Origin of the sequence: Pseudomonas sp. MOIL14HWK12:I1 (assembly GCF_000510705.1) — a bacterium.
Lineage (GTDB): Bacteria > Pseudomonadota > Gammaproteobacteria > Pseudomonadales > Pseudomonadaceae > Chryseomonas > Chryseomonas oryzihabitans.
In genome coordinates this window covers 219,953-242,824 of sequence record NZ_AZNY01000003.1, presented here as the reverse complement: position 1 = coordinate 242,824, position 22,872 = coordinate 219,953, and the positions used below count along the sequence as shown (strand labels likewise).

Below are 22,872 nucleotides of genomic sequence, written 5' to 3'. Positions count from 1 at the left end.
GTGTAGGTTGGGTTGAGACGGCGCCATCGTCGAAGCCCAACCGCCCCGGCATCCGCTAGCGCTTCGGCGCCTTGCCCTGGGGTTTGGCGGGTGCCGCGGGTTGCGGGCGTTCCAGCAGGGCCAGCAGCTGTTCCGGCGGGACCTCCTGGCCGTTGAGCAGCAGCCGCCCGGCGCTGTAATTCAAGGTAGCCACCAGATCCTCGCCTTCGGCCTTGAGCAGGCCGCTGTTGAGGCCGATGCCCGCCAGGGCTTCGGCGGTGGCCTGGGCCTGTTGCTGCATGGCCGGCTGGCTGCGCTGGGCGCCCGCCTGGAGCAGCACGCCATCCACCAGGCTGCCCCGCGCCACCGACAGGCGCGCATCGAGACCGGCCAGCAGCTGGGCCGCGAGTTGCTCCGGCGGCAGATCGTAGGTCGCCGGCTTGGCCAGGGTCAGGTCCAGTTGCAGGCGGTTGCTGCCGCCAGGGGTGTCGAAGCGCAGCTCATCCACCACCAGCTGGGGACGCGCGGCGAGCACATCGCCGAGGTGCTGCTGCAGGGTCGCCTGGGTGGTGGGATCGAGACCCTGCTCGGTATCCAGCTGCAGGTGCTGCAGCAGGGCATTGAGCTGGGCCAGGGCCGGGCTGTCGAGATTGCTGTAGTGGCTTTTCAGGGTCGCCTTGCCCAGGGTCTGGCCGGCGATGTCGAGCCGGCCGAGGCTGGCGTTGAGCGTGCCCGCCAGTTGCTGGCCCTGTTGCCGGGTGTCGCCCTGGAGCTGCAGATCCCGCAGCTCGACCGCGGGCTTGCTGGGCATGGCCAGCAGCAGGCGCCCGAGGCGCAACTGCCCCGGGCCGAGCCAGAAGCCATCGGCATTGCGACGGTTGTCGCCGGTCAGGCCGAAGCCTTCGGTCTCCAGCTTGGCCCAGCCATCCGGCGTGCGCACATTGAGGCTGAATTGGCCGACGGTGCTGTCCAGGCGCAGCCGGCTGGCTTCCATGTCGGTAGCGAAGGTGGCAGTCAGGCCGGAGAAGGCCACCGCGCCCTGGGGCTGGTCCAGGTGCAGGGCGGCCAGGGTCAGACCGCCGTCCACCGTGCGGTCGTAGCCCAGGGTGGCGTCGAGCCGCACGGGTTCGGCGCCCTTGGCCAGGGTGAAGAGATCGGCGGTGAGCGGCGTGCGCGCCAGGGTGAAGCGGTTGACCGCCATGACCGGCGCCAGCTGCAGGGATTTGAGGCGGCTCAGGGGGAAGGGGCCGTGCTGGATGTCGTCGAGCACCCGCAGCACCTCCACCGGCGGTCGATCCTCGGCCTGTACGCTCAGGCTGAAGGTGGCGGTGCTGCTGAAGATACCGCGCTGCACCTCGACCAGCTGCAGTTGCAAGGGGTACTCGGGCAGTTGCGCCTGCAGGGCCAGCTGGGCTTGGCTCGCGGCCTGGCGCAATTCGCCTTCCAGCCGGGTGCCGGTGTACCAGGCGCCGCCCACGGCGGTGCCGACGGCGACCAGGGCCACACCGGCGAGGGTGGTAAGTAGCGGTTTCTTCATGGTGACCAAATCCCTTTGCATGAGGCTCACGGCGGCGCACGGCCGATAGGAAGCGGAGTGTACGAGAGCGCCGGGTGGATGCCGAGGGGGAGCGGCCGGGATCGCCTCGCCTGGCCACAGACTGTGATGGCTTTCCGGCGGTGTCGGTGCCGAGTCGACGACCCGCTCCACGGGGTGCTAGCGTGCCGCGATCCCCACTGCCGGAACCTCCGCCATGACCGCTCTCCCGTGCCTGCCTGCCGTTTCCATCCTTGCGCTACCGGGGGTGCCGGCATGAGCAGTCAGCGTCCGGTCGATGGCCTGCAACTCCCCGCCGAACTCCTCGCCCGCGCCGAGGCGCTGCTGGCCCAGGGGGGACGCCGCCTGCTGGGCATCGCCGGTACGCCGGGCGCGGGCAAGTCGACGGTGGCCGAGCTCCTGGCGGCGGCGCTCGGCGAGCGCGCCGTGGTGGTGCCCATGGACGGCTATCACCTGGCCAATCGCGAACTGGCGCGTCTGGGCCGCGCCCAGCGCAAGGGCGCGCCGGACACCTTCGACGCCCGCGGCTATCGCGCCCTGCTGCAGCGGCTGAAGACGCCGGTGGCCGGCGAGACCGTCTATGCGCCGCTGTTCAATCGCGAGATCGAAGAACCCATCGCCAATGCCATCCCGGTCCACGCCGAGACCCAACTGGTGATCAGCGAGGGCAACTACCTGCTCTTGACCCAGGCGCCCTGGAGCGATGTCGCCGAGGTGTTCGACGAGTGCTGGTACGTGCGCGTCGATCCCGCGGAGCGTCGCGAGCGGCTGGTCGCCCGGCACATGCACTTCGGCCGCAGCCGCGCGGACGCGGAGGCCTGGGTGGCGAGCACCGACGAGCCCAATGCGCGCCTGATCGACGGCGACCGGGCGCGGGCGGATCTGGTGGTGGAGTGGCGGGATGGGGCGGCTGCCGGCAAGGCCTAGGCCTGTGCCCGCTGCCATTCGGTCGGGCTCGCGCCAATGATGCGGCGAAAGGCGCGGGCCAGGGCCGAGGGACTTTCGTAGCCGACCTTGTCGGCGATCAGCGCCAGAGGGCGGCGCTGCTGCAGGCGCTGTTGCGCCAGGGCGATGCGCCAGCGGGTGAGGTAGTCGCCTGGGGCACTGCCGACGACACGTTGGAAATGTGCGGCGAAACCCGCGCGTGACATGCCGGCCAGGCCCGCCAGCTCGGCTACGGTCCAAGCTTGCTGGGGCCGTTCGTGCAGGGCGGTCAGGGCACGCGCGAGCCGGCGATCCGCCAGGCCGGCGAGCATGCCGGGCGTGGCGCTGGGGCGGGTCAGCAGCTGACGCAGCAGCTGGATGATCATCAGTTCGAACAGGCGGTTGAGCACCAGACCGCGCCCGCAGTCGTTGCCAAAGGCCTCGGCAAACAGCCAGTCGGCGCTGGCGGCGAGACCTGGCAGCTGGCGCAGTGGACTGACCAGGTAATCCGGCAGGGCGCGGGTCAGCGGGTTATCCGGACCACCGCGAAAGGCCAGCGAGGCGCACACCAGCTCGGCAGGGCTATCGTCCGGGGTGCTCAGCTGATGCGCGCGCGGGCGGATCACCAGCATGAGGCTGGGCTCGACCAGGTCCTGCCGCTCGCCCCGTGCGGTTGCGAAGCTCAGGCGTCCGCCGCGCAGCAGGTGGACCTGGCCGGTGGCTTCACCGTCCGCATGGCGGCTCACGCCACAGAAGGCGCCCTGGTGGTAGCTGTCCGCAGTGAAGGCGAAGTGGTCGAGCAAGACGGCGAGGCGATCCATGGATGAGGTACCGATTTGGACGATCTGTCGCGATGTTTGGACGCTGGGCGTCCAGGCGTCAAGTCGCCCTGCCTAATCTGGTTCCACGCCTGATGACCAGGCCGCAACCCAAGGAGCACCCTCATGACCCGTATCGCCCCCCTTACCCTCGACCAGGCTTCCGCCGAGGCGCAAACCGCCCTGCAGGGCATCCAGAAGGGCCTCGGTTTCCTACCCAACGCCTTCGCAACCCTGGCGCATTCGCCGGCAGCGCTCAAAGGCTATCTGGCGCTGGCCCAGGCGCTGGGCAGGAGCGGACTCAGCGCCCAGGAGCGCGAGGTGGTGGCCTTGGCGGCCTCGGCGGTCAATGGTTGCGACTATTGCCTGGCGGCCCATGAATTCTTCGGTGGCAAGACCGGCTTGACCACTGTGGAGCTGGCCGCCGCCCGGGCGGGTACGCTCAGCGCCGTGGCGCGCCTGGCGCGGGAGGTGACCGAGCAGCGTGGCCAGTTGCATGACGAGCAGTTGCAGGCCGCCCGCGCAGCCGGTCTGGATGATGCCAGGATCGTCGAGGTGGTGGCGCAGGTCAGCCTGCTGACCCTGACCAACTACCTCAACAACCTGGCGGCGACCGAAGTGGATTTTCCGCCCGCCGCCTGAGCATGAAAAAGGCCCCGGTCAGGGGCCTTTTTGTGGCCGGATCAGGCCGGCAGCGGCGGCGCGGTCGCCGTGCGCCTTGAGCGCTGCAGACTGAACAGCGCCAGCAGCAGGAAAGCCAGCGACGTCAGCAGCAGTCCCTGGAAGCCATGGCGGGGATAGACCTGCCCAGCAACGAAGGTGCCGACGCCGATGCCGCAGAACATGAAGGAGGCGGTCAGCGCCAGGGCGATGCCCCGTACCTCGGCGAGCTGTTCGAGGATACGTCTCTGCTGGGACGGCCAGAGGATGTCGGTGGCCAACGCCCAGACCACCAGGCCCAGGAGCAGCGCCACGAAGCGGCCCTGGCCGAGGGCCAGGATCGAAAGCGCCAGGGCCAGTAGCAGGAGGCCGCCGAGCAGCAGCCGCTCGGCACTGAAGCGGCGTGCGGCGCGGATCACCAGCAGGTTGCCCAGTACCCCGGCGACACCCAGCACCGCGAGTGCGAGGGAGACATCGGCGACGCTGCCGTGGAAGTCCTGGCGCACGATGGGCGTGAGGAAGGCGTAGGTGGAAAACACCCCGGCGGCGATGAAGAACACCACCAGGAAGGCGTGCAGCGAGTGGGCGGTGGTCAGCAGCCGCGCGACCACGGCCGGGGCGATGCGCTCGACCGGGACCCGATCGGGCACCTGCCTGAAGATCAGCCAGGCGGTGAGCAGCCCCAGTCCGCCGATGCCGGCGAACAGCGGGCGCACGCCAAGGGCCGTCGCGACCCAGGCGCTCAGCGGCAGACCCACCAGGCTGGCCAGGCTCAGCCCCAGCAGCACCGTGGCGATGGCGCTGCCCTGTTGCTCGCGGCTGACCAGACCGGCGCCCAGCGCGCCCAGCACCGGACCGATGAAACCGGCGCCCACACCCATCAGCACCCGGCTGACCAGCAGGGTCGGGTAATCGGCGGCGCAGGCGAGCAGCAGGGCGGCCAGGCTGAACAGCAGCAGCCCGCCGAGCACCTGGGTCCGCCGCGCCCAATGGCCGAGCAGTATCTGCAGCAAGGGCGCCGCCAGGGCGAAGGTGATACCGAAGAGGCTGAGCAGGTAGGCGCTCTGGCTGTCGCTGAGGTGCCACTCGCGGGAAATCGCCTGCAGGCAGCCGACGACCGACAGCGCCCCGACCGCCTGGACGAAGTAGGCCAGGCTCAGGGGCCGCAGCGCCCCGGGCAAGGGAAGTGAGGACATGGGAGGCTCCAGAACGCACGCCGACCGCAGAAGGCGGCCGGCGTGCCGAGGTCAGGCGACGGGGATGGGGTTCTCGACCAGCGAGAGGTTGAACTGGTCGATCAGCGCATGCTCCTGGGGACCGGGGTTGGCGCGCAGCGGCACCACGCGATCCACCAGCACCTCGGTCTCGGCGGTGGCCAGCTTGTCCAGGGTCTCGGCGATGAAATCGTCGAGGGGCATGGCGCGGCTGTCGCCACTCTTGTGGACTAGGTCGGTGTCCACCCACGGCGGGGCGATCTCCAGCACCTGCACCGAGGTGTCGCGTAGCTGGAAGCGCTGGGACAGGGTGTAGGAGTGCAGGGCCGCCTTGGTGGCCGAGTAGAGCGCCGTGGCCGCCAGCGGCAGGAAGGCCAGCACCGAGGTGTTGTTGATCAGCGTTGCCGTCGGCTGCCGTTTGAGGTGCTCGATGAAGGCGGCGCTCACCCGCACCGGGCCGAGCAGGTTGGTGGTGACCAGTTGCACCGCCTGGGCATCGTCCAGATCGCCGGCGCCGGCATCGTCGAAGGGCATGATGCCGGCGTTGTTGATCACCACGTTCAGACCGGGGTGACGGGCGATGACTTCGGCGGCGACGGCCTTGATCTGCGCCGGGTCGCCGATGTCGAGCAGCACGGTATCCATACCAGGATTGGCGACGGCGATCTCGTCGAGCAGCGCCTGGCGGCGACCGGCGACGATCACCTGGTTACCGCGATGGTGCAGGGCCTCGGCCAGGGCGCGGCCAATGCCGGAGGTGCCGCCGGTGATGAAGACGGTGTTGTCGGTCAGTTTCATGGGGTGTGCTCCTCTCGGGATCAAGATCAATGGGCGGTGTGATAACGGGGGGCGAGCTGGCGGCTGGACAACTGGTCGGCCATGGCCAGGCGACTGGCTTCGTAGGTCTCCCAGCGGGACAGGTCGTGCAGCGAGGGGATCGAGATGGCGACTTCACGCTCGAAATCGGTCAGGGCGGCGGCGACCAGGTCGGCCGGGCTCATGACGATCTCCGGATCGAGGTGCGCCAGCGGCAGGCCGCCGCGCGCCCAGAAGTCGGTGGCGGTGGCTCCGGGCAGCACGGCCTGGGCGCGCACGCCGGTCCCGGCCAGCTCGCGCTGCAGGGATTGGGTAAAGGCCGTGACATAGGCCTTGCTGCCGCCGTAGACGCCGTTGAGCAACTCCGGCGCCAGGCTGACGATGGAGGAGACGTTGATGATGGCGCCGCGACCGCGGGCGACGAAGGCCGGTACGGCGGCATAGGTCAGCTGGGTGAGGGCGGTGACGTTGAGGGCGATCATCCGCAGCATCTGCACCGGATCGCTCTGCAGCAGCGGCGTGTGGGTGCCCATCCCGGCGTTGTTGACCAGCAGGGTGAGGCTGGCGTCTTCCCGCAGGGTTCGCTCGACCTCGGCCAGGGCGGCAGGGTCGGCCAGGTCGGCCGGCAGGACCTGGACGCTCTGGCGGGTCGCGTCGGTCAGGCGCTGGGCGAGGGCATCCAGGCGCTGGCGATCCCGGGCGACCAGGATCAGGTCGTAGCCGCGCTGGGCCAGTTGTTCGGCGTAGTGGGCACCGATGCCGGACGAGGCGCCAGTGATCAGGGCAGTACCTTGTGGGGAGCGGGTCATCATCGTGTCTCCGGGGTGGGTGTGAGGCCATGATGAGCGCGCTGGTCGATGGCGCAAATGACGCTTATAGTCATGATTTAGGACATCAGGAGCAGCCATGCACCGGATTGGCTATGTATTGGGCGAGCGTTTCCAGGTGATGGCGCTGGCGACCCAGAGCGTTTTCGAATTCGCCAATCTGGTCCTGGGCGAGCCCTTCTATACCCAGGCGATCTTTTCCGAGCAGGGCGGCCTAGTGCGTTCTTCACAGCAACTGCTGGTGGAGACCGAAGCCCTGGGTACGCCTGGCCGCGCCGATACCTGGTTCATCGTCGGCAACCTGACGCCCCTGGCCACCGAGCCATCGCCGACGCTGCTGGACTTCGTGCGCCAGGCCGGCGCCCAGGCGCGGCGCACCGCCGGCATCTGTACCGGCGGCTTCGCCCTGGCGGCGGCTGGCCTTCTCGATGGGCGCCGGGCCACCACCCACTGGTCGTTCGCCCGGGCCATGCAGGAACGCTATCCACAGATCCGCGTCGAGGAAGACCGCATCTTCATCGTCGATGGTCCGGTATGGACTTCCGCCGGCATGACCGCCGGCCTGGATCTGGCGCTGGGGATGGTGGAGAAGGACCTGGGCATGGACGTGGCCCGTTCGGTAGCGCATCGCCTGGTGATGCAGCAATTTCGCTCGGGCGGTCAGACCCAGCATTCGGAGCTGCTGGCCCTGGCGCCCAAGTCGGATTGTATCCAGACCGCGCTCGCCTACGCCCGGCAGCACCTGGGCCGCGCCTTGAGTGTCGAGGAGCTGGCTGAGGTCGCCCACCTCAGTCCTCGGCAATTCAGCCGGGTGTTCACCGCCGAGACGGGACAGTCACCGGCCAAGGCCATCGAGGGGCTGCGCCTGGAGGCGGCGCGGCTGATGATCGAGCAGACTCGTCATTCGCTGGAAACGGTCGCCCGCGAGACCGGCTTTCGCGATCGCCGCCATCTGCGCGAGGTGTTCATGCGCGGCTTCGGCGTACCGCCGCAGATGATCCGCCGCGATGCCCGCCGCCTGGCCTGAACCCTGGGTCTTCAGAAACCGCCGCCGGCATCCAGCCAGGCCTGTTCGTCCGGCGTATTGATGCGGCCTAGCGCCCGGTTGCGGTGCGGGAAGCGACCGAAGCGGGCGATCACCTGCAGATGGGCCTCGGCATAGCGCCGATAGTGCTCGATGCCCAGGGCCTCGAACAGTTCGAGCGAGCGCTGCTGATCGGCCAGGGTCTCGGAGTGCTCGAACGGCAGATAGAAGAAGGCGCGCAACTCGGCTTCGACCTGCTGATCCAGGCCGGCGGCTATCGCCTGTCGCGCGTGCTGCAGGGCCAGGCCGTCGGTGGCGAAGGCGTGGCCGCTGTGGCGATAGATATTGCGCGGGATCTGGTCGAGCAGCAGACACAGGGCCAGGGCGCCTTCGGCGCTGGCGGCCCAGCTATCGAATTCGCGACGACTCGCAGCGAAATGCCCTGCCTCCAAGCGTGTACGGCATTCGGTGTCGAACTCGGGGCCGCCGCTGAACCATTTGCGCCTGCCGGCAGAGCGCCAGAAGGTTACGACCTCCTGTGGTTGCATGCTGTCTTCCTCCGATCGATCCCGGCTTGCCTGGGTGGTGGTTCCACAAAGCATAGCCTGGAGACCTGCGGCAATTGATTGCTTGGTACGGCGAGACGCGGCTATCCGAGGAGGCTGCGTCATGGGGATGGTGCGTCATTGACTTATATGTTGGCCACCGTATGATTGGGGTACGCCAATGACGCATGGATTGCGACATGATCTTTATCGAAACGCCGGTCTTCACTCGGCTCGTCAAAGAGCTACTTGAGGATGATGCCTACGCCGCTTTCCAACGTGAACTGGCGCAAAATCCGACTGCAGGCGATGTCATCAGGGATACCGGCGGCCTACGCAAGATCCGTGTCGCCAGCGGTGGCCATGGCAAGCGTGGCGGCTTTCGGGTGATCTACTATCACTTCGCTGCCGATGCTCGCATTGCGCTGCTACTGATCTACCCCAAGAGTGAGAAGGATGACCTCTCCGTCGAGGACCGGAAAGCCCTGAAGGCCATGATCGAAAAGTGGAGATAGACAGCATGACCAAGTTCCTGGATGACCTCATGGAAAGCGTTACCCAAATGGACGAGATCGTCCGGGGTGAGCGACAACCTTCCCGTGAATTCCACGTCGATGCCTTGCAGATCAAGCAGATCCGCAAGAATACCGGTCTGAGCCAGGCGCAGTTCGCCAGAAAGCTCAATATCGACGTCGGTACGTTGCGCAACTGGGAGCAGAGCCGCCGCGAACCTACCGGGCCGGCGAAGGCCTTGTTGGTAGCGCTAAAGAACGATCCCGTGCATGTACTGGCGGCGTTGGAGGCTTGACCGTCCCAGTCCTAGTTTGTGAGCTGCCGTTGCGGCAATGAATTTTCCCCTTACCCCAGTCTGGGTTGGAATGCTTTCTTAGCTGCCTGCACGGCAGTGAACCTATCGCTACGCACCTTGAAAAAACCCGGCATTTTCTAATGCTGCCTATACAGCAGTGAACCGTGATACCGGCTCGCCAACGACGGGCTGAGTTTTCTAAGCTGCCTCCGCGGCAGCTTAGAAATCATCTCCATGCGAGGCGGCAGAAGGAATGGCTTTCACCGCCCTCTTGGCAGCCCCTTGGGGTTCCACGTGGAACCCCTCAGCCCCGCCCCACATAGGGCATCTTGGTCGCCATCACCGTCAGGGTCTGGACGTTGGCGTCCAGCGGCAGGCTGGCCATGTAGCGGACGGCGTCGGCGACGTGCCTGACGTCCATGCGCGGCTCCACGGCGGTGCTGCCGTCGGCCTGGAGTACGCCGTTGGCCATGCGCTCGGTCATCTCGGTAGCAGCGTTGCCGATGTCGATCTGGCCGCAGGCGATGTCGAAGGCGCGGCCGTCCAGAGCCAGGGCCTTGGTCAGCCCGGCCACGGCATGCTTGGTCGCGGTGTAGGGCGCACTGAAGGGGCGTGGCGTGTGGGCGGAGATCGAGCCGTTGTTGATGATGCGCCCGCCGCGGGGCGATTGCGCGCGCATCAGGGCGAAGGCCGCGCGGCTGCAGAGAAAGACGCCGGTGAGGTTGGTGTTGACCGCCCGGTGCCAGGCGTCCAGTTCCAGTTCGTCGATGGGCACCGCCGGAGCGCCGACGCCGGCGTTGTTGAACAGCAGGTCCAGGCGGCCGTAGGTCTCGCGGATGCGGGCGAACAGCGCCTCGACGCTGGCGGCATCGGTGACGTCGCAGGGTACCGCCAGGGCTTCGCCGCCCTGTTGCCGCGCCTCTTCGGCGAGGGCCTCCAAGGGTTCGGCGCGACGGGCAGCGAGGACCACGCGGAAGCCGTCCTGCAGCAGGCCGAGGGCGACGGCGCGGCCGATGCCCTGGGAGGCACCGGTGACGAGGGCGATGGGGCGGGCGGTGGTCATGGGCGGTCCTTGGACAGGGGAGGAGCTTCCAAGGCTAGCAGGTAGGGAGGGGTGATGGGTGGGCCCTCACCCTAGCCCTCTCCCGGAGGGAGAGGGGATGGTTACGGTGTGTTGGGGAGGTAGGTGGTTCCTGGTAGCTCCGGTCGGCTCAGCGCAGCTTTAAGTCGGTTGCCACCAGGATCGCCTGGCCGGAGGGTCGCGCGCGCAGGCGGTCGAGATAGGCGGCGAGGCGGGGCCAGGTCGTCCGCCAGTTGAGGGCCGGCAGGGGCTCCAGATAGTCGAGCATGGGCGCCAGCAAGGCGTCGGGCAGACTGAATTCGGCGCCGCAGAGAAAGTCCTGGTTGCCCAGCTGGCGATCGAGCACGGCCAGGGTCGCGTCGACGTCGGCCAGGGCGCGCTGCTCGTCCTCCGGCGTGCGGAAGGGGGCGGGTCGTGGCCCGGCGACGCGCAGCAGGTAGCGGCGGACCAGGCGCGTATCCACGGTGGTCAGCAGGGCGCTGCTCCAGGCGTCCTGCTCCGGGTTGCCATCGCGCTCCGGCGAGAGCCGACGATCGAGATGGCGGCAGATGGCGAGGGTCTCGAAGATCCGCAGCTCGCCATCGAACAGCACCGGCACCTGGCCGAAGGGGTGCAGCGCCAGATGGGCTTCGCTGCGCCAGGCGATGGCCTGGCCGGCGGGTGCGAGGCCACAGGGCAGCTCAAGGCCCTGTTCCAGGGCATGGAGGCGCACGCTGCGCACCAGGGTGCTGAAGGCGGGACCGAAGAGATAGGGCGTCATGCTGCAGGCTCCTTGCAAAGAAGGCTGCATGCTGGCAAAGGGGACCTTATGTTCAAGAACATAATCTGGAGTAGCCATGGCCTGGCCCCTTGATCAGCGCGAGCAGACCCGCCAGCGCATCCTCGACAGCGCCGCCCGCCTGTTCGCCCTGCGCGGCTTCGATGCGGTCGGTCTCGACGACCTGATGGCCGATGCCGGTCTCACCCGCGGCGCCTTCTACCACCACTTCCGCACCAAGACCGAGGTCTATGACCAGGCCATCGCCCATGCCGCGCGGGTCGGCAGTGCCCGGCTCGACGATCTCGGTAGCCAAGGCCTCGGGCAACTGGTCGAGCATTACCTGAGTCGCGAGCATGCCGAGGGCGAAGCCTTGCGCTGTCCGCTGGCCTTTCTGGCGGCCGACGTCACCCACCGGGAGGCCGCCATCCGGGGCAGCTATACCCGCTTCTTCGCGCGCTTCGTCACCCGACTGGAGCAGGATCTGTCGGGGCCGCCGGCGCAGCGGCGCGCCCGGGCGCTGCAGTTGGCCACCACCCTGATCGGGGGCGTGGCCCTGGCGCGGGCACTGGATGACGAGAGCCTCGCCGAGGAATTGCTGGCGGCCTGTCGCCAGGGCGCTCAGGGGCTGCTGGAAGAGGGCGGTGATTTGGCAGCGGCACTCGGCTAGGCGACACTGGCGGCTCCTTCGTCCGCCGGAGTCACCCATGCAGATTCGCCCCCTCGAAGCCGCCGATTTCGACCAGGTCTGGCCGCTGATCCAGCAGGTCGCCCAGGCCCGGGAGACCTACGCCTACGACCCGGACATGACCCGCGACGAGGCCTGGCGCCTCTGGGTGGAGCTACCGCGGGCGACCTTCGTCGCCGAGCGCGACGGCCAGCTGCTCGGCAGCTACTACCTCAAGGCCAATGCCATGGGGCCAGGCGATCATGTCTGCAATTGCGGCTACATGGTCGCCCCCGCCGCCCGCGGCCAGGGCGTCGCCGGCGCCCTCTGCGAGCACTCCCTGCAGGTGGCCCGCGACCTGGGCTTTCAGGCGATGCAATTCAACTCGGTGGTGGCCAGCAACCAGGTGGCGGTAAGGCTCTGGCAGAAGCACGGCTTCGAGATCGTCGGCACCCTGCCCAGGGCCTATCGCCACTCCAGCCTGGGGCTGGTGGATTGCCATGTGATGTATCGCTGGTTGGCGGACTAGCGCCACTCGCTCAACACGGCCTGCAGCGAGGCCGGCAGCATGGGGCCGTGGCCCAGGCCCTCTATCACCTCGTAGCGCACCCGGATGCCGGGGAGCTGGCCGAGGCGATCGGCCAGGCGCCGGGTGGCATCGGCGGGGACCTCGCTCTGGAAGTGCGCGGGGAGTTCGCGCTCGGCGCCGCCCTGCAGCAGCACCAGACGGGCCGGATGGGCCTGGAAGCGTTCCTTCAACTGCTCGTCGTCTTGCGGCAGCACGGTGGGACTCCACCACAGCGAAGGACTCACGGCGTAGCCCTCGGCGAAGGCGTCCGGACGGGTGAGCAGGGCGTGGAGGACGAACAGCCCGCCCAGGGAATGACCCCAGACCGCGCGCTGGCCAGGATCCAGGGGGACCTGACGGGCCACCGCCGGCTCCAGGCGCTCCAGCAGCCAGGCGAGAAAGACGTCGGCGCCGCCGGTGGCCATCTCGCGAAAGCGCTCGCTGGTGGGGGCCGAGGGCGTGTAGTCATAGGCCCGACCCGGGCCATCGATACGCTTGCCGCCCGTGTAACCCACCGCCACCAGCACGGGCGGATGGGGCCGCTTGGCCAGGGTGTCGAGCAATTCGGCATTCAGCCCGCCCAGGGCGGCGTTGCCGTCGAGCAGATAGAGCACCGGATAGCCGGTGGCCGGCGCCGGGGTGGTGGGGCGGGCGATCCACACCTGGTAGTGGCGAGCGCCGTCGGTGGAATCCAGCTGGAGTTCGCTGAAGGCATAGCCGTGGCCCGGCTGCTGGAGCACCTGGGCGTCCATGGGCTGATCGATGGGGCGCGCCTGGCCCGGCAGGGCCAGGGCCAGCAGCAGCGGCAGGGCCAGCCAGGCGCAGCGTGGGGGGCGGCGAGAGGAGAGCGGCGACAGAGGCATCAGCGAACAAGACTCATTTCCAGTGGAGCGGTCGAGCCTACCGATCTCTGCCGCCGGTCGCCATACTGACGGGGATCTCCGCCGCCCAGGACGCCCCATGCATCACCCCCATCTGCTGTTCGATCTCGATGGCACCCTCACCGATTCGCGCCTGGGCATCACCCGGGCGATCCAGGTGGCGCTGCGCGCCGAGGGGATCGAGGAGCCCGATCTGCGCAGGCTGGAGGTCTTTATCGGTCCGCCGCTGCTGCAGAGTTTCATGACCCACTACGGCTTCGACGAGGCGCGCGCCTGGCGCGCGGTGGCGGCCTATCGCGGGTATTTCCGCGCCACCGGTCTCTATGAAAACGAGGTCTATGCAGGCATCCGCGAGTTGCTGGCCGCGTTGCAGGCGGCGGGGCGGCGGCTCTATCTGGTGACGGCCAAGCCGCGGGTGTTCGCCGTGGAGATCCTCCGGCACTTCGCGCTGACAGAGTTCTTCATCGCCCTGCATGGCAGCGAGCTGGATGGCACCCGCACCGACAAGACCGAGCTGCTGCGTTTCGTGCTGGACACCGAAGGCCTGGCGCCGGAGAGCTGCCTGATGCTGGGCGACCGCGAGCACGACCTGATCGCCGCCCGGGCCAACGGCGTGGCGGCGGTGGCCCTGGGCTATGGCTTCGGTAGCCGGGAAGAGCTGGAGCGCCACCGCCCGGCCTTTCACTTCCACAGCGTGGCAGCCCTGCGCCAGGGCTTCGGCCTCTAGCGGCAGGCGCCGACCTGCGCGGCGGTGGCCGGCAGGTCGTGGGGCGCGAGGGGGATCAGCCGCAGGTGGCGGTCTGCACCACCAGGCTGGCGCTGGTGGTGATGGTCAGGCGCTGGGAGTTGAAGTCCATGGTCATGGGGTCCTGTGGACGGACCACGCGAACGACCTGGGCACCGGCGCGCTGCCGGCCTTCTTCGGCCAGGGCCGGGGAGAGGGCCTTGCCGACCAGATCCTGGACCGCATCGGAGTTGCACCGGCCACTGCTGCTGACGGCGCCGCTCGGGGCCGAAGAGGCCGCCGGGCTGCTCTGGGTTTCGTGCGAGCCGCAACCGGCCAGCAGGGTGAAGAGCGCGGCGCCAGCCAGCAGGAGGGGAGTCTTGAAGCTCATGAGTTCGCCTTTTCGATCGTGAGAGAAGGAACCTTAACCCGTACGGGCCTCCTGATGGACCCCTCAAGGGCGGGCATTGTTACAAAGCGCGATACAGGAGACGTTGCGAGACCTGGGTGAGCAGTCTTCCTGCAGGCATAAAGTTAATAAATATAACGTTCGGTAATCGGCCAGATTCGGGTCGGATGGCTTGATCCATTTTGGCCATCGACCATCATCGAACCAGGGCCACCCGGCCCCCACGGTGACGACAACAACAACAAAGGGACACCCGCCATGTCAGCTCGCTATCCAACCACTCTCCCGCCTGATCGCTACCCGATCCGCGCCCGCTAGGCCCTGATCCGCGCCCCCGCGGCGCCTTCCGCATCCTCAGTCAGGACGGTCATCTCATGTCTTGTTCGCGCTCGCTTCCGGCCTGCGCACGGGCCCGCTCGTGCCTCGCCTTTACCGCTCTCGCCGCCCTGCTCGCCAGCCAGGGCCTTGTCGCCGCGCCTTCCACCACCCTGGAAAGCGCCCGCCCCAAGCCGCTCAACAACCTGGAGACGGCGCGTCCCCTGCCGCCCGGACCGCCGCGCTGGGCGGAGGACTATCGCTTCCTCGACGATCCGCAAAAGCGCACCGATCCCTTCGACGGGCTGCGCTACCAGCGCCTCGGTGACTCGGCCTGGCTGCAGACCGGTGGCGAGGCGCGCTACCGCTTCGACACCATCCGCAATCCGGTCTTTGGCCGGCGGGGGGTGGATACCGATCACTACATCCAGCAGCGCCTGCAGCTGCACGCGGACCTGCACCTGTTCGATGACGCCCTGCGCGCCTTCGTCCAGCTGGAAAACACCCGCGCCTGGAACAAGGCGCTCTACGGCCCCTACGACCAGAGCCGCACCGAACTGCACCAGGCCTTCATCGACCTCAACACGCCGCTGGCCGGTGGCAAGCTGATGACCCGCATCGGTCGCCAGGAGCTGGGCTACGGCAACCAGGCCTTCGTCACCTACCGCGACGCGCGCAACATCCGCCTCAACTTCGACGGCCTGCGCCTGGCCTGGACCCGTCCGGACGGCTACCGGCTGGACGCCTTCGGCCTGCGGCCCGTGGTGACCGGCGAAGACAGCTTCGACGACGGCTCCAACAACGCGGTCAAGTTCTATGGTCTCTATGGCACCCTGCCGCTGACCGGGCCGCTCAAGCTCGACGTCTACGGCTTCGGTCTGGAGACCGACCAGCGCACCCTGGATGGCCTGACCGGCGCGGAAAAGCGCTACACCGCCGGCATCCGTCTGTTCGGCAACGCCGGTCCCTGGGACTGGAGCTGGGACCTGGCCGGGCAGGGCGGGCATCTGGCCGGCGCCCGGATCCGCGCCTGGGGCCTCAGCAGCGAAACCGGCTATCGCCTGGGCGGCGCCTGGAAGCCGCGGCTGGCCTTGCGGGTGGACGCCGCCAGCGGCGATCACGGCCTGGGCGACGACCGCGTCGGCACCTTCGATCCGCTCTTTCCCAAGAACGGTTTCTATGGCGACTCCGGGCTCACCACCCTGGCCAACCTCTATCTGGTCGGGCCGCTGCTGACCCTGGCGCCGCGGCCGACGCTGCAGCTGGAGAGCGGACTGTTCGGCGTCTGGCGGCAGAGCACCGAAGACGGCGTCTACCTGCCGGGTATGACCACGGTGCCGGGCACCGCGGCCAGCTCGGCGCGCAAGGCCGGCACCCTCTGGCGCAACAACCTGCGCTGGATGCCCACCGCCAACCTGACCCTGGACCTGGAATACAGCTACTTCCAGGCCGGCGCCGCCGTGCGCCAGGCCGATGGCGACGACACCAGCTTCCTGATGGCTGCTACCACCTTCCGCTTCTGAGGAATCCACCATGCGCCTGCTCTCGACCGCCCCGCCCGGGGCCCGCCTGACCCTCGTGCTGTGCTTCATCGTCGCCCTCCTGGAAGGCATGGACCTCCAGGCCATGGGCATCGCCGCGCCGGCCATGGCCAAGGCCTTCGGCTTCCAGCCGGGGCAGATGGGCCTGGTGTTCAGCGCCAGCATCCTCGGCCTCTTGCCCGGCGCCTTCATCGGCGGCTGGTGCGCCGATCGCATCGGCCGCAAGAAGGTGCTGATCGCCTGCGTGCTGATCTTTGGCGTCTTCTCGGTGGCCACCGCCCATGTCTGGAGTCTGGAGAGCCTGCTGCTGGCGCGACTGCTCACCGGCATCGGTCTGGGCGGCGCCCTGCCCAATCTGATCGCCCTGTCCGCCGAGTCGGTGGACGAGCGCGCCCGGGCCACGGCGGTCAGCCTGATGTATTGCGGCGTGCCCCTGGGCGGCGCCCTGGCGGCAGTGGTGGGGCTGCTGGACGTCGGCCGCTGGCAGACGGTGTTCTATGTCGGCGGCCTGGCGCCGCTGCTGGTGGCGCCGCTGCTCGGGCGTTACCTGGCGGAGACCGCCGGCTTTCTGCGCAAGCGAGGCGGGACTCAGGCGGGTAGTCCGCGCGGGGCCTGGCTGGGCGCCATCCCGCTGTCGACCACCCTGCTGCTGTGGCTGGGCTACTTCTTCACCCTCACGGTGATGTACATGCTGCTCAACTGGCTGCCGTCGCTGCTGGTGGGGCAGGGCTTCAGCCGCGGCCAGGCGGTGGGGGTGCAGATCCTCTTCAACCTGGGCGGCGGCATCGGTTCGGTGCTGTTCGGCCTGCTCATGGATCGCTGGCGGCCGCGGCTGACGGTGCTGGCCATCTACCTGGGCATCCTGCTGGGTCTGGCCGGGCTAGGGCTGGCCAAGGCCTATCCGCTGGTGGCCCTGGCCGGTTTCGCCGCCGGGCTGTTCGTGGTCGGCGGCCAACTGGTGCTCTATGCCCTGGCGCCGCAGCTCTATCCGGCGGCGGTGCGGGCCACCGGAACCGGCGCGGCGGTGGCGGTCGGACGCCTGGGCGCCATGGCCGGCCCACTGCTGGCGGGGCAGGTCCTGGCCCTGGGCGGTGGCGCGGCGACCCTGGTGGTGGCCACCACCCCGGCAGTGCTGGTGGCCGCGGGCGCGGTGCTGGCCCTGCTGCAGCGGCGGGCGCCGGTGCCGGCGGCTACCACCCACGCGGAGGCGCCTGGGCATGCGTAGTCTGCTGCTCGTCACCCTGCTGACGCTGACTGGCCTGGCCCGGGCGGCCACCACGGACGGCGATCCGGCCACCGCCACGCCACCGCCGCTGCAGCTCGAACTCCTGGCGCGCTTCGAGGTGGCCCTCGACGCCCCGGTCTGGGAGCTGGGCCAGACCAGTGACCTGGGCAAGCGGCGCATCATCCCCATCACCGGCGGCCGCTTCGACGGCCAGCGCCTGCATGGACGGATCCTCGACAACGGCGCCGACTGGCAGGTGGTGACCGCCGATGGCCTGGCCATCATCGACACCCGCTATCTGCTGCAGACCGACGATGGCGCCCTGATCTATCTGCAGACCAAGGGCTATCGCTACGGCCCGCCGGAGGTGATGCGCGAGCTGGCCGCCGGCAAGCCGGTGGATCCCCGGCGCTATTTCTTTCGCGTCACCCTGACCTTCGAGACCGCCGCGCCGGCCTATGCCTGGCTCAACCGCGCCCTGGGCGTGGGCAGCGCCATGCGCCTGGGCAAGGCGGTGGTCTACGACGCCTATCTGCTGCAATAGAGGAGGAGCCGATGCCCATTGGAATGAGTGCGCTCTACGACGATGTCCTGCTGCTGGATGGCGTGCGCACGCCCTGGACCGATCTGAATGGCGCCCTGGGGCAGGTATCGCCCACCGACCTGGGCATCGCCGTGGCGCGGGCGCTGCTGGCGCGCGGGCATGAGGCCGGAGCGGTGGATTCCGTGCTGGCCGGCTCGGTGGCCCAGGCCAGCTTCGATGCCTATCTGCTGCCACGCCATATCGGCCTCTATGCCGGGGTGCCCGAGGCGGTGCCGGCGCTGCAGGTGCAACGCGTCTGCGGCACGGGGCTTGAGCTGCTGCGCCAGGCTGGCGATCAGTTGCAGAGCGGCCAGGCCAGCCGGGTGCTGTGCGTGGCGGCCGAGTCCATGACCCGCAATCCCATCGCCGCCTACACCCACCGCAGCGGCTTTCGCCTCGGCGCGCCGGTGGAATTCCACGACTTTCTCTGGGAGGCGCTCAAGGACCCGGCGGCCGGACTGGACATGATCGCCACCGCCGAGCGCCTGGCCCAGCGCCATGGCATCGCCCGCGAGGCGGTGGATGCCTGGGCGCTGCGGAGTTTCGAGCGCGCCCTGGCAGCCCAGCGCCAGGGCTGGTTTCGCGAGGAGGTCGTGCCGGTGACGGCGGCGCGTTTCGCGGCTGAAGGCCTGGCGCCGCGGGAGTTGCGTCTGCCGCGCGGCTGCGCGGTGGTCGAGCATGACAGCCATCCGCGGGAGACCTCGCGGGAGGCCCTGGCACGGCTGACGCCGGTGCATCCGGGCGGCGTCCAGACCGCCGGCAACAGCTGCGCGGTGGCCGACGGCGCCTCCGCCGTGCTGCTGGCACGGGGCGCGGATGCCGCGCCGGAGCGGGCGCTAGCCTGGGTGCGCGGCAGTTGTGTGGTGGGGGTATCGCCGGACGTCATGGGCAGCGGCCCGGTGCCGGCCATCCAGGGCCTGCTCGACCGCGCCGGCCTCAGGCTGGAGGCCATCGACCGCCTGGAGATCAACGAAGCCCAGGGCGCCCAGCTGCTGGCGGTGCAGCAGGCCCTGGAACTGGATCCGGCGCGACTCAATGTGCATGGCGGCGCCATCGCCCTGGGGCATCCGCTGGCTGCGACCGGCCTGCGCCTGGCCATCACCCTGGCCCGCCAGCTGCGCGCCGAGGGGCTCAGGTACGGGGTGGCGGCGGTGTGCATCGGTGGTGGGCAGGGGATGGCGGTGCTGCTGGAGAATCCGGGGTGGCGGGGGCGGTAAGGGGTTGGGCCGGGGTGTATCGGGCTTCGCGGGGCCCAGCTCAACCTGATCGCAGCCATGGCGGTCCGCCGATGCGGCCGCTCCTACGGTTGTCCCACAGCCTGTAGGAGCAACTGTCTTGATCGCGTATCGCGGCCATGGCGGTGCGCCGTAGCTACCGCTCCTACAGTGGCGTCCGTGCCTGTAGGAGCGGCCCATGGCCGCGATGATTTTTTAGGCGGCAGGAGGGCGACACGTTGTTGGGCTGCGCGCTCAACCTACGCGGGGACCTCCGCGGCAGGCACGACTAGGGGCGGGAAGTGGATGGCCACGCGCAGGCCCTGACCGCCGGTGGCGGTGGCCAGTTCGATGCCGGCGTCGTGGGCGGTGGCGATGTCGCGGACGATGGCCAGGCCCAGGCCGGTACCGTGGATGCCGCGGTCGAGGCGATAGAAGCGCTCGAAGATGCGTTCGCGCTCCGCCTCGGGAATGCCCGGGCCGTCGTCTTCCACCTCCAGCACCGTGGCCCCGGCCTGGCCGCGCAGGCGGACCGTGACCTGACCGCCGCGCGGGGTGTATCTCAGGGCATTGTCGACCAGGTTGTCGAGCAGGTCGCGCAGCTGGAAGGCGTTGCCCTGCACGGTCTGCGGCTCCAGTTCGTAGCCCAGGTCGATGCCGTGGCCATCGGCCTGGGCCAGCTGGCTGGGCATGGCTTCGCCGATCAGTTCGTCCAGCCGCAGCGGCTCGCGCGGCGGACTTTCCAGCCGCGCGGTGGCGGCGCGGGCCAGGGTCAGCAACTGGTTGGTCTGGCGGGTCATGCGCTCGGTGGCGGCCTGGAGTTGCGCCAGGGCCGCGGCGCTTTCGGCATCGCCGGCATGGCGCTGGCGCAGCCACTGGGTCAGGGTGCTGATGCCGGCCAGCGGGGTGCGCAGCTGGTGGGCCATGTCGTCAAGAAAGGCGCGCTGGTTGCGCGCGCCCTCGCGGATGCGCAGCAGCAGGCCGTTGAGGGCGGTGACAAAGGTGCCCAGTTCGCGGGGCGCACCCTCTTCGCGCAGCGGCGCCAGGTCATCGTAGTGGCGACTGTCGAGCTGACGCTCCAGCCGTTCCAGGGGCTTGAGGCCGCGGCGCACCGCCCAGAGCAGCTGGGCGGCGATCAGTAGGGCGACCAGGATCTGCACCGCCACCAGGGTCAGCACCATGCGCTGCAGGGCGGCGGTGTGGCGACTCAGGGTCTGGGCCACGCTGGCCACCACCGGTTGCCCGGCCACCTCGCCGAGGCGGCCGACCATGAACACCGAGCGGTCGTTGATACGGGTGCGCAGCGCGGTGGTATGGCCGTCGCGCATCTCGTCGGTGATCTCCTGGACCGGCATGGCGGCATCGCCGAACAGCAGCTGGCCGTCGAGGGCGCGCACCGCCAGCCAGACGTGGTCGTGGCTGTTGTGGCGCAGCAGGTAGTCGGCTTCCGTCGGCAGCCACAGGCGGCCGTTGCCGTCCACCTCCAGCTGTTCGAGCAGCAGGATCGCCGCGTCGGTGAGGTCGCCGTCCAGGGCGCTGAAGGCCGGTTTGCGGGCGAACTGGTAGCTGACCACGGCGCCGCCGAGGTTGACCAGCAGCACCGGCAGCACCAGCCATTTCAGCAGCCGCCGGCGCAGGCTGGGCGCGGTGGCGGTCATGGCGCGGCTTCTTCCAGGCGATAGCCGAAGCCGCGCACGGTGCGGATACCGACCCCGGAGTCGGCCAGTTTCAGCCGTAGCCGCGAGACATAGACCTCCACGGCGTTGTGGGTCAGGTCTTCGCTGCCCCAGGGCGCCAGGGCGTCGATGATCTGCTGCTTGGAGACCACCTTGCCGGCCTGGCGCAAGAGGTGTTCGAGCACCGCCCACTCGCGCGCCGAGAGATCCAGCGCGGTGTCGCCGAGGCGCGCCTGGTGGGCGGCGGTGTCCAGGCGCAGGGCGCCGAGAGTCAGGTCGGCGCTGTTCTGGCCACCGGCGCGACGCACCAGCGCCTTGATCCGCGCCACCAGCTCGGGCACGGCGAAGGGCTTGACCAGGTAGTCGTCGGCGCCCACCTCGAAGCCGTGCACCCGGTCGTCGATGGCGTCGCGGGCGGTGAGCAGCAGCACCGGCTGGTCGCTGCCACGCTGGCGCAGGCGGCGGACCACCTCGAAGCCGTCCAGGCCACCGGGCAGGCCGATGTCCAGCACCACCACGGCGAAGCGAGTGGTGCGCAACCAGGCATCGGCCTCGGCGCCGTTGCGCAGGAGGTCGACCTGCATGCCATGGCCTTCCAGGACGCGGCGGATGCCGTCGGCCAGGGTGGCGTCATCTTCGACCAGCAGGATGTGCATGGGTGATCCTCGGATTCAACGCGATTCGGTCGCCGTAGCGCCGATTATGCACAGGCGCTCAGCGGGGCAGGGCGCAGAAATCGCCCAGCGCCCGCACCAGGGCCAGGCGGTGGAGATCATCGGGGCGCGCGGCGGCGAGGTGGGCGGCGAGGGCGCGGTCCAGTTGTGCCGGGCAGTCCGCGGCGGCGCGCAGTTCGCCGGTGGCGGCGAGACCGCCGAGCAGCCTGGCCTGGAGTTCGTTCAGCTGGGTCCTGAGCGCTGTCAGGTCCGTCGTCTTGGCGGGCAGCGGCCGTTCGTGGCGCCGCCAGGCCTGCAGCAGGCCGTATTGCACCAGCTTGTTGGCTTCCATCTGGGCGGCAAAAAAGGTCTGGGCGGTGGCCGGGGAGACGGCGGCTGCGGGCGCGGCCTGGGCGACCTCCTGCAGCACCTGGCGCTCGCGGGCTTCGTCCAGTACCGGCTTGCCGCTGTCGTGCTTGCTGCGGGCGACCCCATCGGCCAGCGTTAGGCGCTGGGCCATGGCATCCAACAGGGCCGGCAGCGGCGCCGGCGCGGCCTGGGCGCCGAGGGCGATGCTCAAGAGCGGAAGGGCGAGCCAGCGAATACCCGACATGAGGGACCTCCGGGGCAGGGGAAGGGGCACCGAAGCTCGCACGGGGCCGCGGGGCGGTCAAGATGGCCGGGGCAGGGCGGTTGTGCGGGGGTGAGGTGGTTGGGGTGGCCCTCACCCCAGCCCTCTCCCGGAGGGAGAGGGGGCGGAGCGGCGTGGGGCTTGGGCTGGCGTAGGGTGGAAAACCGCAATGCGTTTTCCACGCGGGTGCCGTGCCGTCGTGGATGAGGCTGCGCCGTCATTCACCCTACGGAGGCCAGCGCAGGTCGGTAGCTCCGTGCGGAGCCGCACCCTCACCCCAGCCCTCTCCCGGAGGGAGAGGGGGCGGAGCGTCGCGGGGGTTGGGCTGGCGTAGGGTGGAAAACCGCAAAGCGTTTGCCACGCGGGTACCGTGCCGTCGTGGATGAGGCTGCGCCGTCATTCACCCTACGGAGTCCAGCGCAGGTCGGTAGCTCCGTGCGGAGCCGAAGCCTTACCCCAGCCCTCTCCCGAAGGGAGAGGGGGCGGAGCGGCGCGGGGGTTCGGTTGGCGTAGGGTGGAAAACCGCGGAACGTTTTCCATACGCGTGCCGTGCCATCGTGGATGAGGCTGCGCCGTCATCCACCCTACGGAGTCCTGCGCAGGTCGGTAGCTCCGTGCGGAGCCGAAGCCTTACCCCAGCCCTCTCCCGAAGGGAGAGGGGGCGGAGCGGCGCGGGGGGTTCGGCTGGCGTAGGGTGGAAAACCGCAAAGCGTTTTCCACGCGGGTATCGTGACTCCGCATGCCGGTAGCTTCGCGCGGCGCGGCTCCCTTATTCCA

Annotated in this window: 25 protein-coding genes; 12 read left to right on the top strand and 13 right to left on the bottom strand. The window is 69.2% G+C overall.

Translation table 11 applies throughout. The features are described from left to right. Positions 1–55: 55 nt before the first annotated feature. Positions 56–1,516, bottom strand: coding sequence for a YdgA family protein (locus tag PSEK12I1_RS0101085; RefSeq protein WP_027600424.1), 1,461 nt, complete (start codon positions 1,514–1,516; stop codon positions 56–58). Positions 1,517–1,789: 273 nt separating this feature from the next. Here PSEK12I1_RS0101085 and PSEK12I1_RS0101080 point away from each other — a divergent pair, with 273 nt between their 5' ends. Further along, the gene (locus PSEK12I1_RS0101080) at positions 1,790–2,461 is read left to right on the top strand and encodes a nucleoside/nucleotide kinase family protein (RefSeq protein WP_027598608.1); all 672 of its coding nucleotides are present in this window, start codon (positions 1,790–1,792) and stop codon (positions 2,459–2,461) included. Here the strand turns inward: PSEK12I1_RS0101080 and PSEK12I1_RS0101075 are convergent. Beyond that, a complete protein-coding gene (locus PSEK12I1_RS0101075) occupies positions 2,458–3,279 on the bottom strand; it encodes an AraC family transcriptional regulator (protein WP_027600423.1) in 822 nt (273 codons plus the stop codon). The two genes, PSEK12I1_RS0101080 and PSEK12I1_RS0101075, sit on opposite strands and share 4 nt — an antisense overlap. A gap of 123 nt (positions 3,280–3,402) precedes the next feature. Between PSEK12I1_RS0101075 and PSEK12I1_RS0101070 the strand changes: the two genes are divergently transcribed. Continuing rightward, positions 3,403–3,918: a carboxymuconolactone decarboxylase family protein gene (locus PSEK12I1_RS0101070; RefSeq protein ID WP_027600422.1), complete on the top strand. Its 516-nt coding sequence runs from the start codon at positions 3,403–3,405 to the stop codon at positions 3,916–3,918. A gap of 41 nt (positions 3,919–3,959) precedes the next feature. On the opposite strand, the gene PSEK12I1_RS0101065 is transcribed toward PSEK12I1_RS0101070, so the two are convergent. Genes PSEK12I1_RS0101065 through PSEK12I1_RS0101055 form a run of 3 tightly spaced genes read right to left on the bottom strand, consistent with a single transcriptional unit; the run spans position 3,960 to position 6,775 of the window. Next, complete coding sequence (locus PSEK12I1_RS0101065; protein WP_027600421.1) at positions 3,960–5,132, bottom strand: MFS transporter; 1,173 nt, start codon at positions 5,130–5,132, stop codon at positions 3,960–3,962. 51 nt (positions 5,133–5,183) lie between these two features. Beyond that, a complete protein-coding gene (locus tag PSEK12I1_RS0101060; protein ID WP_027600420.1) occupies positions 5,184–5,948 on the bottom strand; it encodes an SDR family oxidoreductase in 765 nt (254 codons plus the stop codon). Between the two features lie 26 nt (positions 5,949–5,974). Continuing rightward, positions 5,975–6,775: an SDR family oxidoreductase gene (locus PSEK12I1_RS0101055; RefSeq protein ID WP_027600419.1), complete on the bottom strand. Its 801-nt coding sequence runs from the start codon at positions 6,773–6,775 to the stop codon at positions 5,975–5,977. Positions 6,776–6,872: 97 nt separating this feature from the next. Here PSEK12I1_RS0101055 and PSEK12I1_RS0101050 point away from each other — a divergent pair, with 97 nt between their 5' ends. Beyond that, positions 6,873–7,820 carry a GlxA family transcriptional regulator gene (locus PSEK12I1_RS0101050; RefSeq protein WP_027600418.1) on the top strand — a complete coding sequence of 316 codons (948 nt, stop codon included), beginning with the start codon at positions 6,873–6,875 and terminating at the stop codon, positions 7,818–7,820. A gap of 11 nt (positions 7,821–7,831) precedes the next feature. Here PSEK12I1_RS0101050 and PSEK12I1_RS0101045 read toward each other — a convergent pair whose 3' ends face one another. Next, positions 7,832–8,365: a DUF924 family protein gene (locus PSEK12I1_RS0101045; protein ID WP_027600417.1), complete on the bottom strand. Its 534-nt coding sequence runs from the start codon at positions 8,363–8,365 to the stop codon at positions 7,832–7,834. Between the two features lie 197 nt (positions 8,366–8,562). Here PSEK12I1_RS0101045 and PSEK12I1_RS0101040 point away from each other — a divergent pair, with 197 nt between their 5' ends. Then, the gene (locus PSEK12I1_RS0101040) at positions 8,563–8,877 is read left to right on the top strand and encodes a type II toxin-antitoxin system RelE/ParE family toxin (RefSeq protein ID WP_027600416.1); all 315 of its coding nucleotides are present in this window, start codon (positions 8,563–8,565) and stop codon (positions 8,875–8,877) included. A 5-nt stretch (positions 8,878–8,882) separates the two neighbouring features. After that, complete coding sequence (locus PSEK12I1_RS0101035) at positions 8,883–9,170, top strand: DNA-binding transcriptional regulator (RefSeq protein WP_027598600.1); 288 nt, start codon at positions 8,883–8,885, stop codon at positions 9,168–9,170. 304 nt (positions 9,171–9,474) lie between these two features. Here the strand turns inward: PSEK12I1_RS0101035 and PSEK12I1_RS0101030 are convergent, their stop codons facing one another. Both PSEK12I1_RS0101030 and PSEK12I1_RS0101025 read right to left on the bottom strand, forming a co-directional pair. After that, a complete protein-coding gene (locus PSEK12I1_RS0101030; RefSeq protein WP_027600415.1) occupies positions 9,475–10,233 on the bottom strand; it encodes an SDR family oxidoreductase in 759 nt (252 codons plus the stop codon). Between the two features lie 148 nt (positions 10,234–10,381). After that, a complete protein-coding gene (locus PSEK12I1_RS0101025; protein ID WP_027600414.1) occupies positions 10,382–11,011 on the bottom strand; it encodes a glutathione S-transferase family protein in 630 nt (209 codons plus the stop codon). A gap of 76 nt (positions 11,012–11,087) precedes the next feature. Here PSEK12I1_RS0101025 and PSEK12I1_RS0101020 point away from each other — a divergent pair, with 76 nt between their 5' ends. Together PSEK12I1_RS0101020 and PSEK12I1_RS0101015 are read left to right on the top strand one after the other, a co-directional pair. After that, entirely contained in the window at positions 11,088–11,678 is a 591-nt protein-coding gene (locus tag PSEK12I1_RS0101020) for a TetR/AcrR family transcriptional regulator (RefSeq protein WP_027600413.1), read from the top strand. A 37-nt stretch (positions 11,679–11,715) separates the two neighbouring features. Further along, on the top strand, positions 11,716–12,204 hold the full coding sequence (locus PSEK12I1_RS0101015) for a GNAT family N-acetyltransferase (RefSeq protein WP_027600412.1): 489 nt from the start codon (positions 11,716–11,718) through the stop codon (positions 12,202–12,204). On the opposite strand, the gene PSEK12I1_RS0101010 is transcribed toward PSEK12I1_RS0101015, so the two are convergent. Further along, positions 12,201–13,106: an alpha/beta hydrolase gene (locus tag PSEK12I1_RS0101010; protein WP_051399174.1), complete on the bottom strand. Its 906-nt coding sequence runs from the start codon at positions 13,104–13,106 to the stop codon at positions 12,201–12,203. The genes PSEK12I1_RS0101015 and PSEK12I1_RS0101010 overlap by 4 nt on opposite strands. A 97-nt stretch (positions 13,107–13,203) precedes the next feature. On the opposite strand from PSEK12I1_RS0101010, the gene PSEK12I1_RS0101005 reads away from it, so the two are divergent. Continuing rightward, a complete protein-coding gene (locus PSEK12I1_RS0101005; protein WP_027600410.1) occupies positions 13,204–13,851 on the top strand; it encodes an HAD hydrolase-like protein in 648 nt (215 codons plus the stop codon). A gap of 55 nt (positions 13,852–13,906) precedes the next feature. Here PSEK12I1_RS0101005 and PSEK12I1_RS0101000 read toward each other — a convergent pair whose 3' ends face one another. After that, a complete protein-coding gene (locus PSEK12I1_RS0101000; RefSeq protein WP_027600409.1) occupies positions 13,907–14,239 on the bottom strand; it encodes an I78 family peptidase inhibitor in 333 nt (110 codons plus the stop codon). Between the two features lie 392 nt (positions 14,240–14,631). Here PSEK12I1_RS0101000 and PSEK12I1_RS0100995 point away from each other — a divergent pair, with 392 nt between their 5' ends. Genes PSEK12I1_RS0100995 through PSEK12I1_RS0100980 form a run of 4 tightly spaced genes read left to right on the top strand, consistent with a single transcriptional unit; the run spans position 14,632 to position 19,138 of the window. Beyond that, positions 14,632–16,095 carry an alginate export family protein gene (locus PSEK12I1_RS0100995; RefSeq protein WP_027600408.1) on the top strand — a complete coding sequence of 488 codons (1,464 nt, stop codon included), beginning with the start codon at positions 14,632–14,634 and terminating at the stop codon, positions 16,093–16,095. A gap of 10 nt (positions 16,096–16,105) precedes the next feature. Further along, positions 16,106–17,338, top strand: a complete 1,233-nt coding sequence (gene mhpT / locus PSEK12I1_RS0100990; protein WP_027600407.1) for a 3-(3-hydroxy-phenyl)propionate transporter MhpT — start codon at positions 16,106–16,108, stop codon at positions 17,336–17,338. Further along, complete coding sequence (locus PSEK12I1_RS0100985) at positions 17,331–17,882, top strand: DUF3237 domain-containing protein (protein ID WP_027600406.1); 552 nt, start codon at positions 17,331–17,333, stop codon at positions 17,880–17,882. Before mhpT ends, PSEK12I1_RS0100985 begins: the two co-directional genes overlap by 8 nt. Before the next feature lie 23 nt (positions 17,883–17,905). Then, the gene (locus PSEK12I1_RS0100980) at positions 17,906–19,138 is read left to right on the top strand and encodes a thiolase family protein (protein WP_027600405.1); all 1,233 of its coding nucleotides are present in this window, start codon (positions 17,906–17,908) and stop codon (positions 19,136–19,138) included. 257 nt (positions 19,139–19,395) lie between these two features. Here PSEK12I1_RS0100980 and PSEK12I1_RS0100975 read toward each other — a convergent pair whose 3' ends face one another. Genes PSEK12I1_RS0100975 through PSEK12I1_RS0100965 form a run of 3 tightly spaced genes read right to left on the bottom strand, consistent with a single transcriptional unit; the run spans position 19,396 to position 22,077 of the window. Beyond that, positions 19,396–20,793, bottom strand: a complete 1,398-nt coding sequence (locus PSEK12I1_RS0100975) for a sensor histidine kinase (protein WP_027600404.1) — start codon at positions 20,791–20,793, stop codon at positions 19,396–19,398. Beyond that, positions 20,790–21,467, bottom strand: a complete 678-nt coding sequence (locus tag PSEK12I1_RS0100970; protein WP_007160283.1) for a response regulator transcription factor — start codon at positions 21,465–21,467, stop codon at positions 20,790–20,792. Before PSEK12I1_RS0100970 ends, PSEK12I1_RS0100975 begins: the two co-directional genes overlap by 4 nt. A gap of 58 nt (positions 21,468–21,525) precedes the next feature. Next, positions 21,526–22,077, bottom strand: a complete 552-nt coding sequence (locus PSEK12I1_RS0100965) for a chorismate mutase (protein WP_027600403.1) — start codon at positions 22,075–22,077, stop codon at positions 21,526–21,528. Positions 22,078–22,872 lie beyond the last annotated feature (795 nt).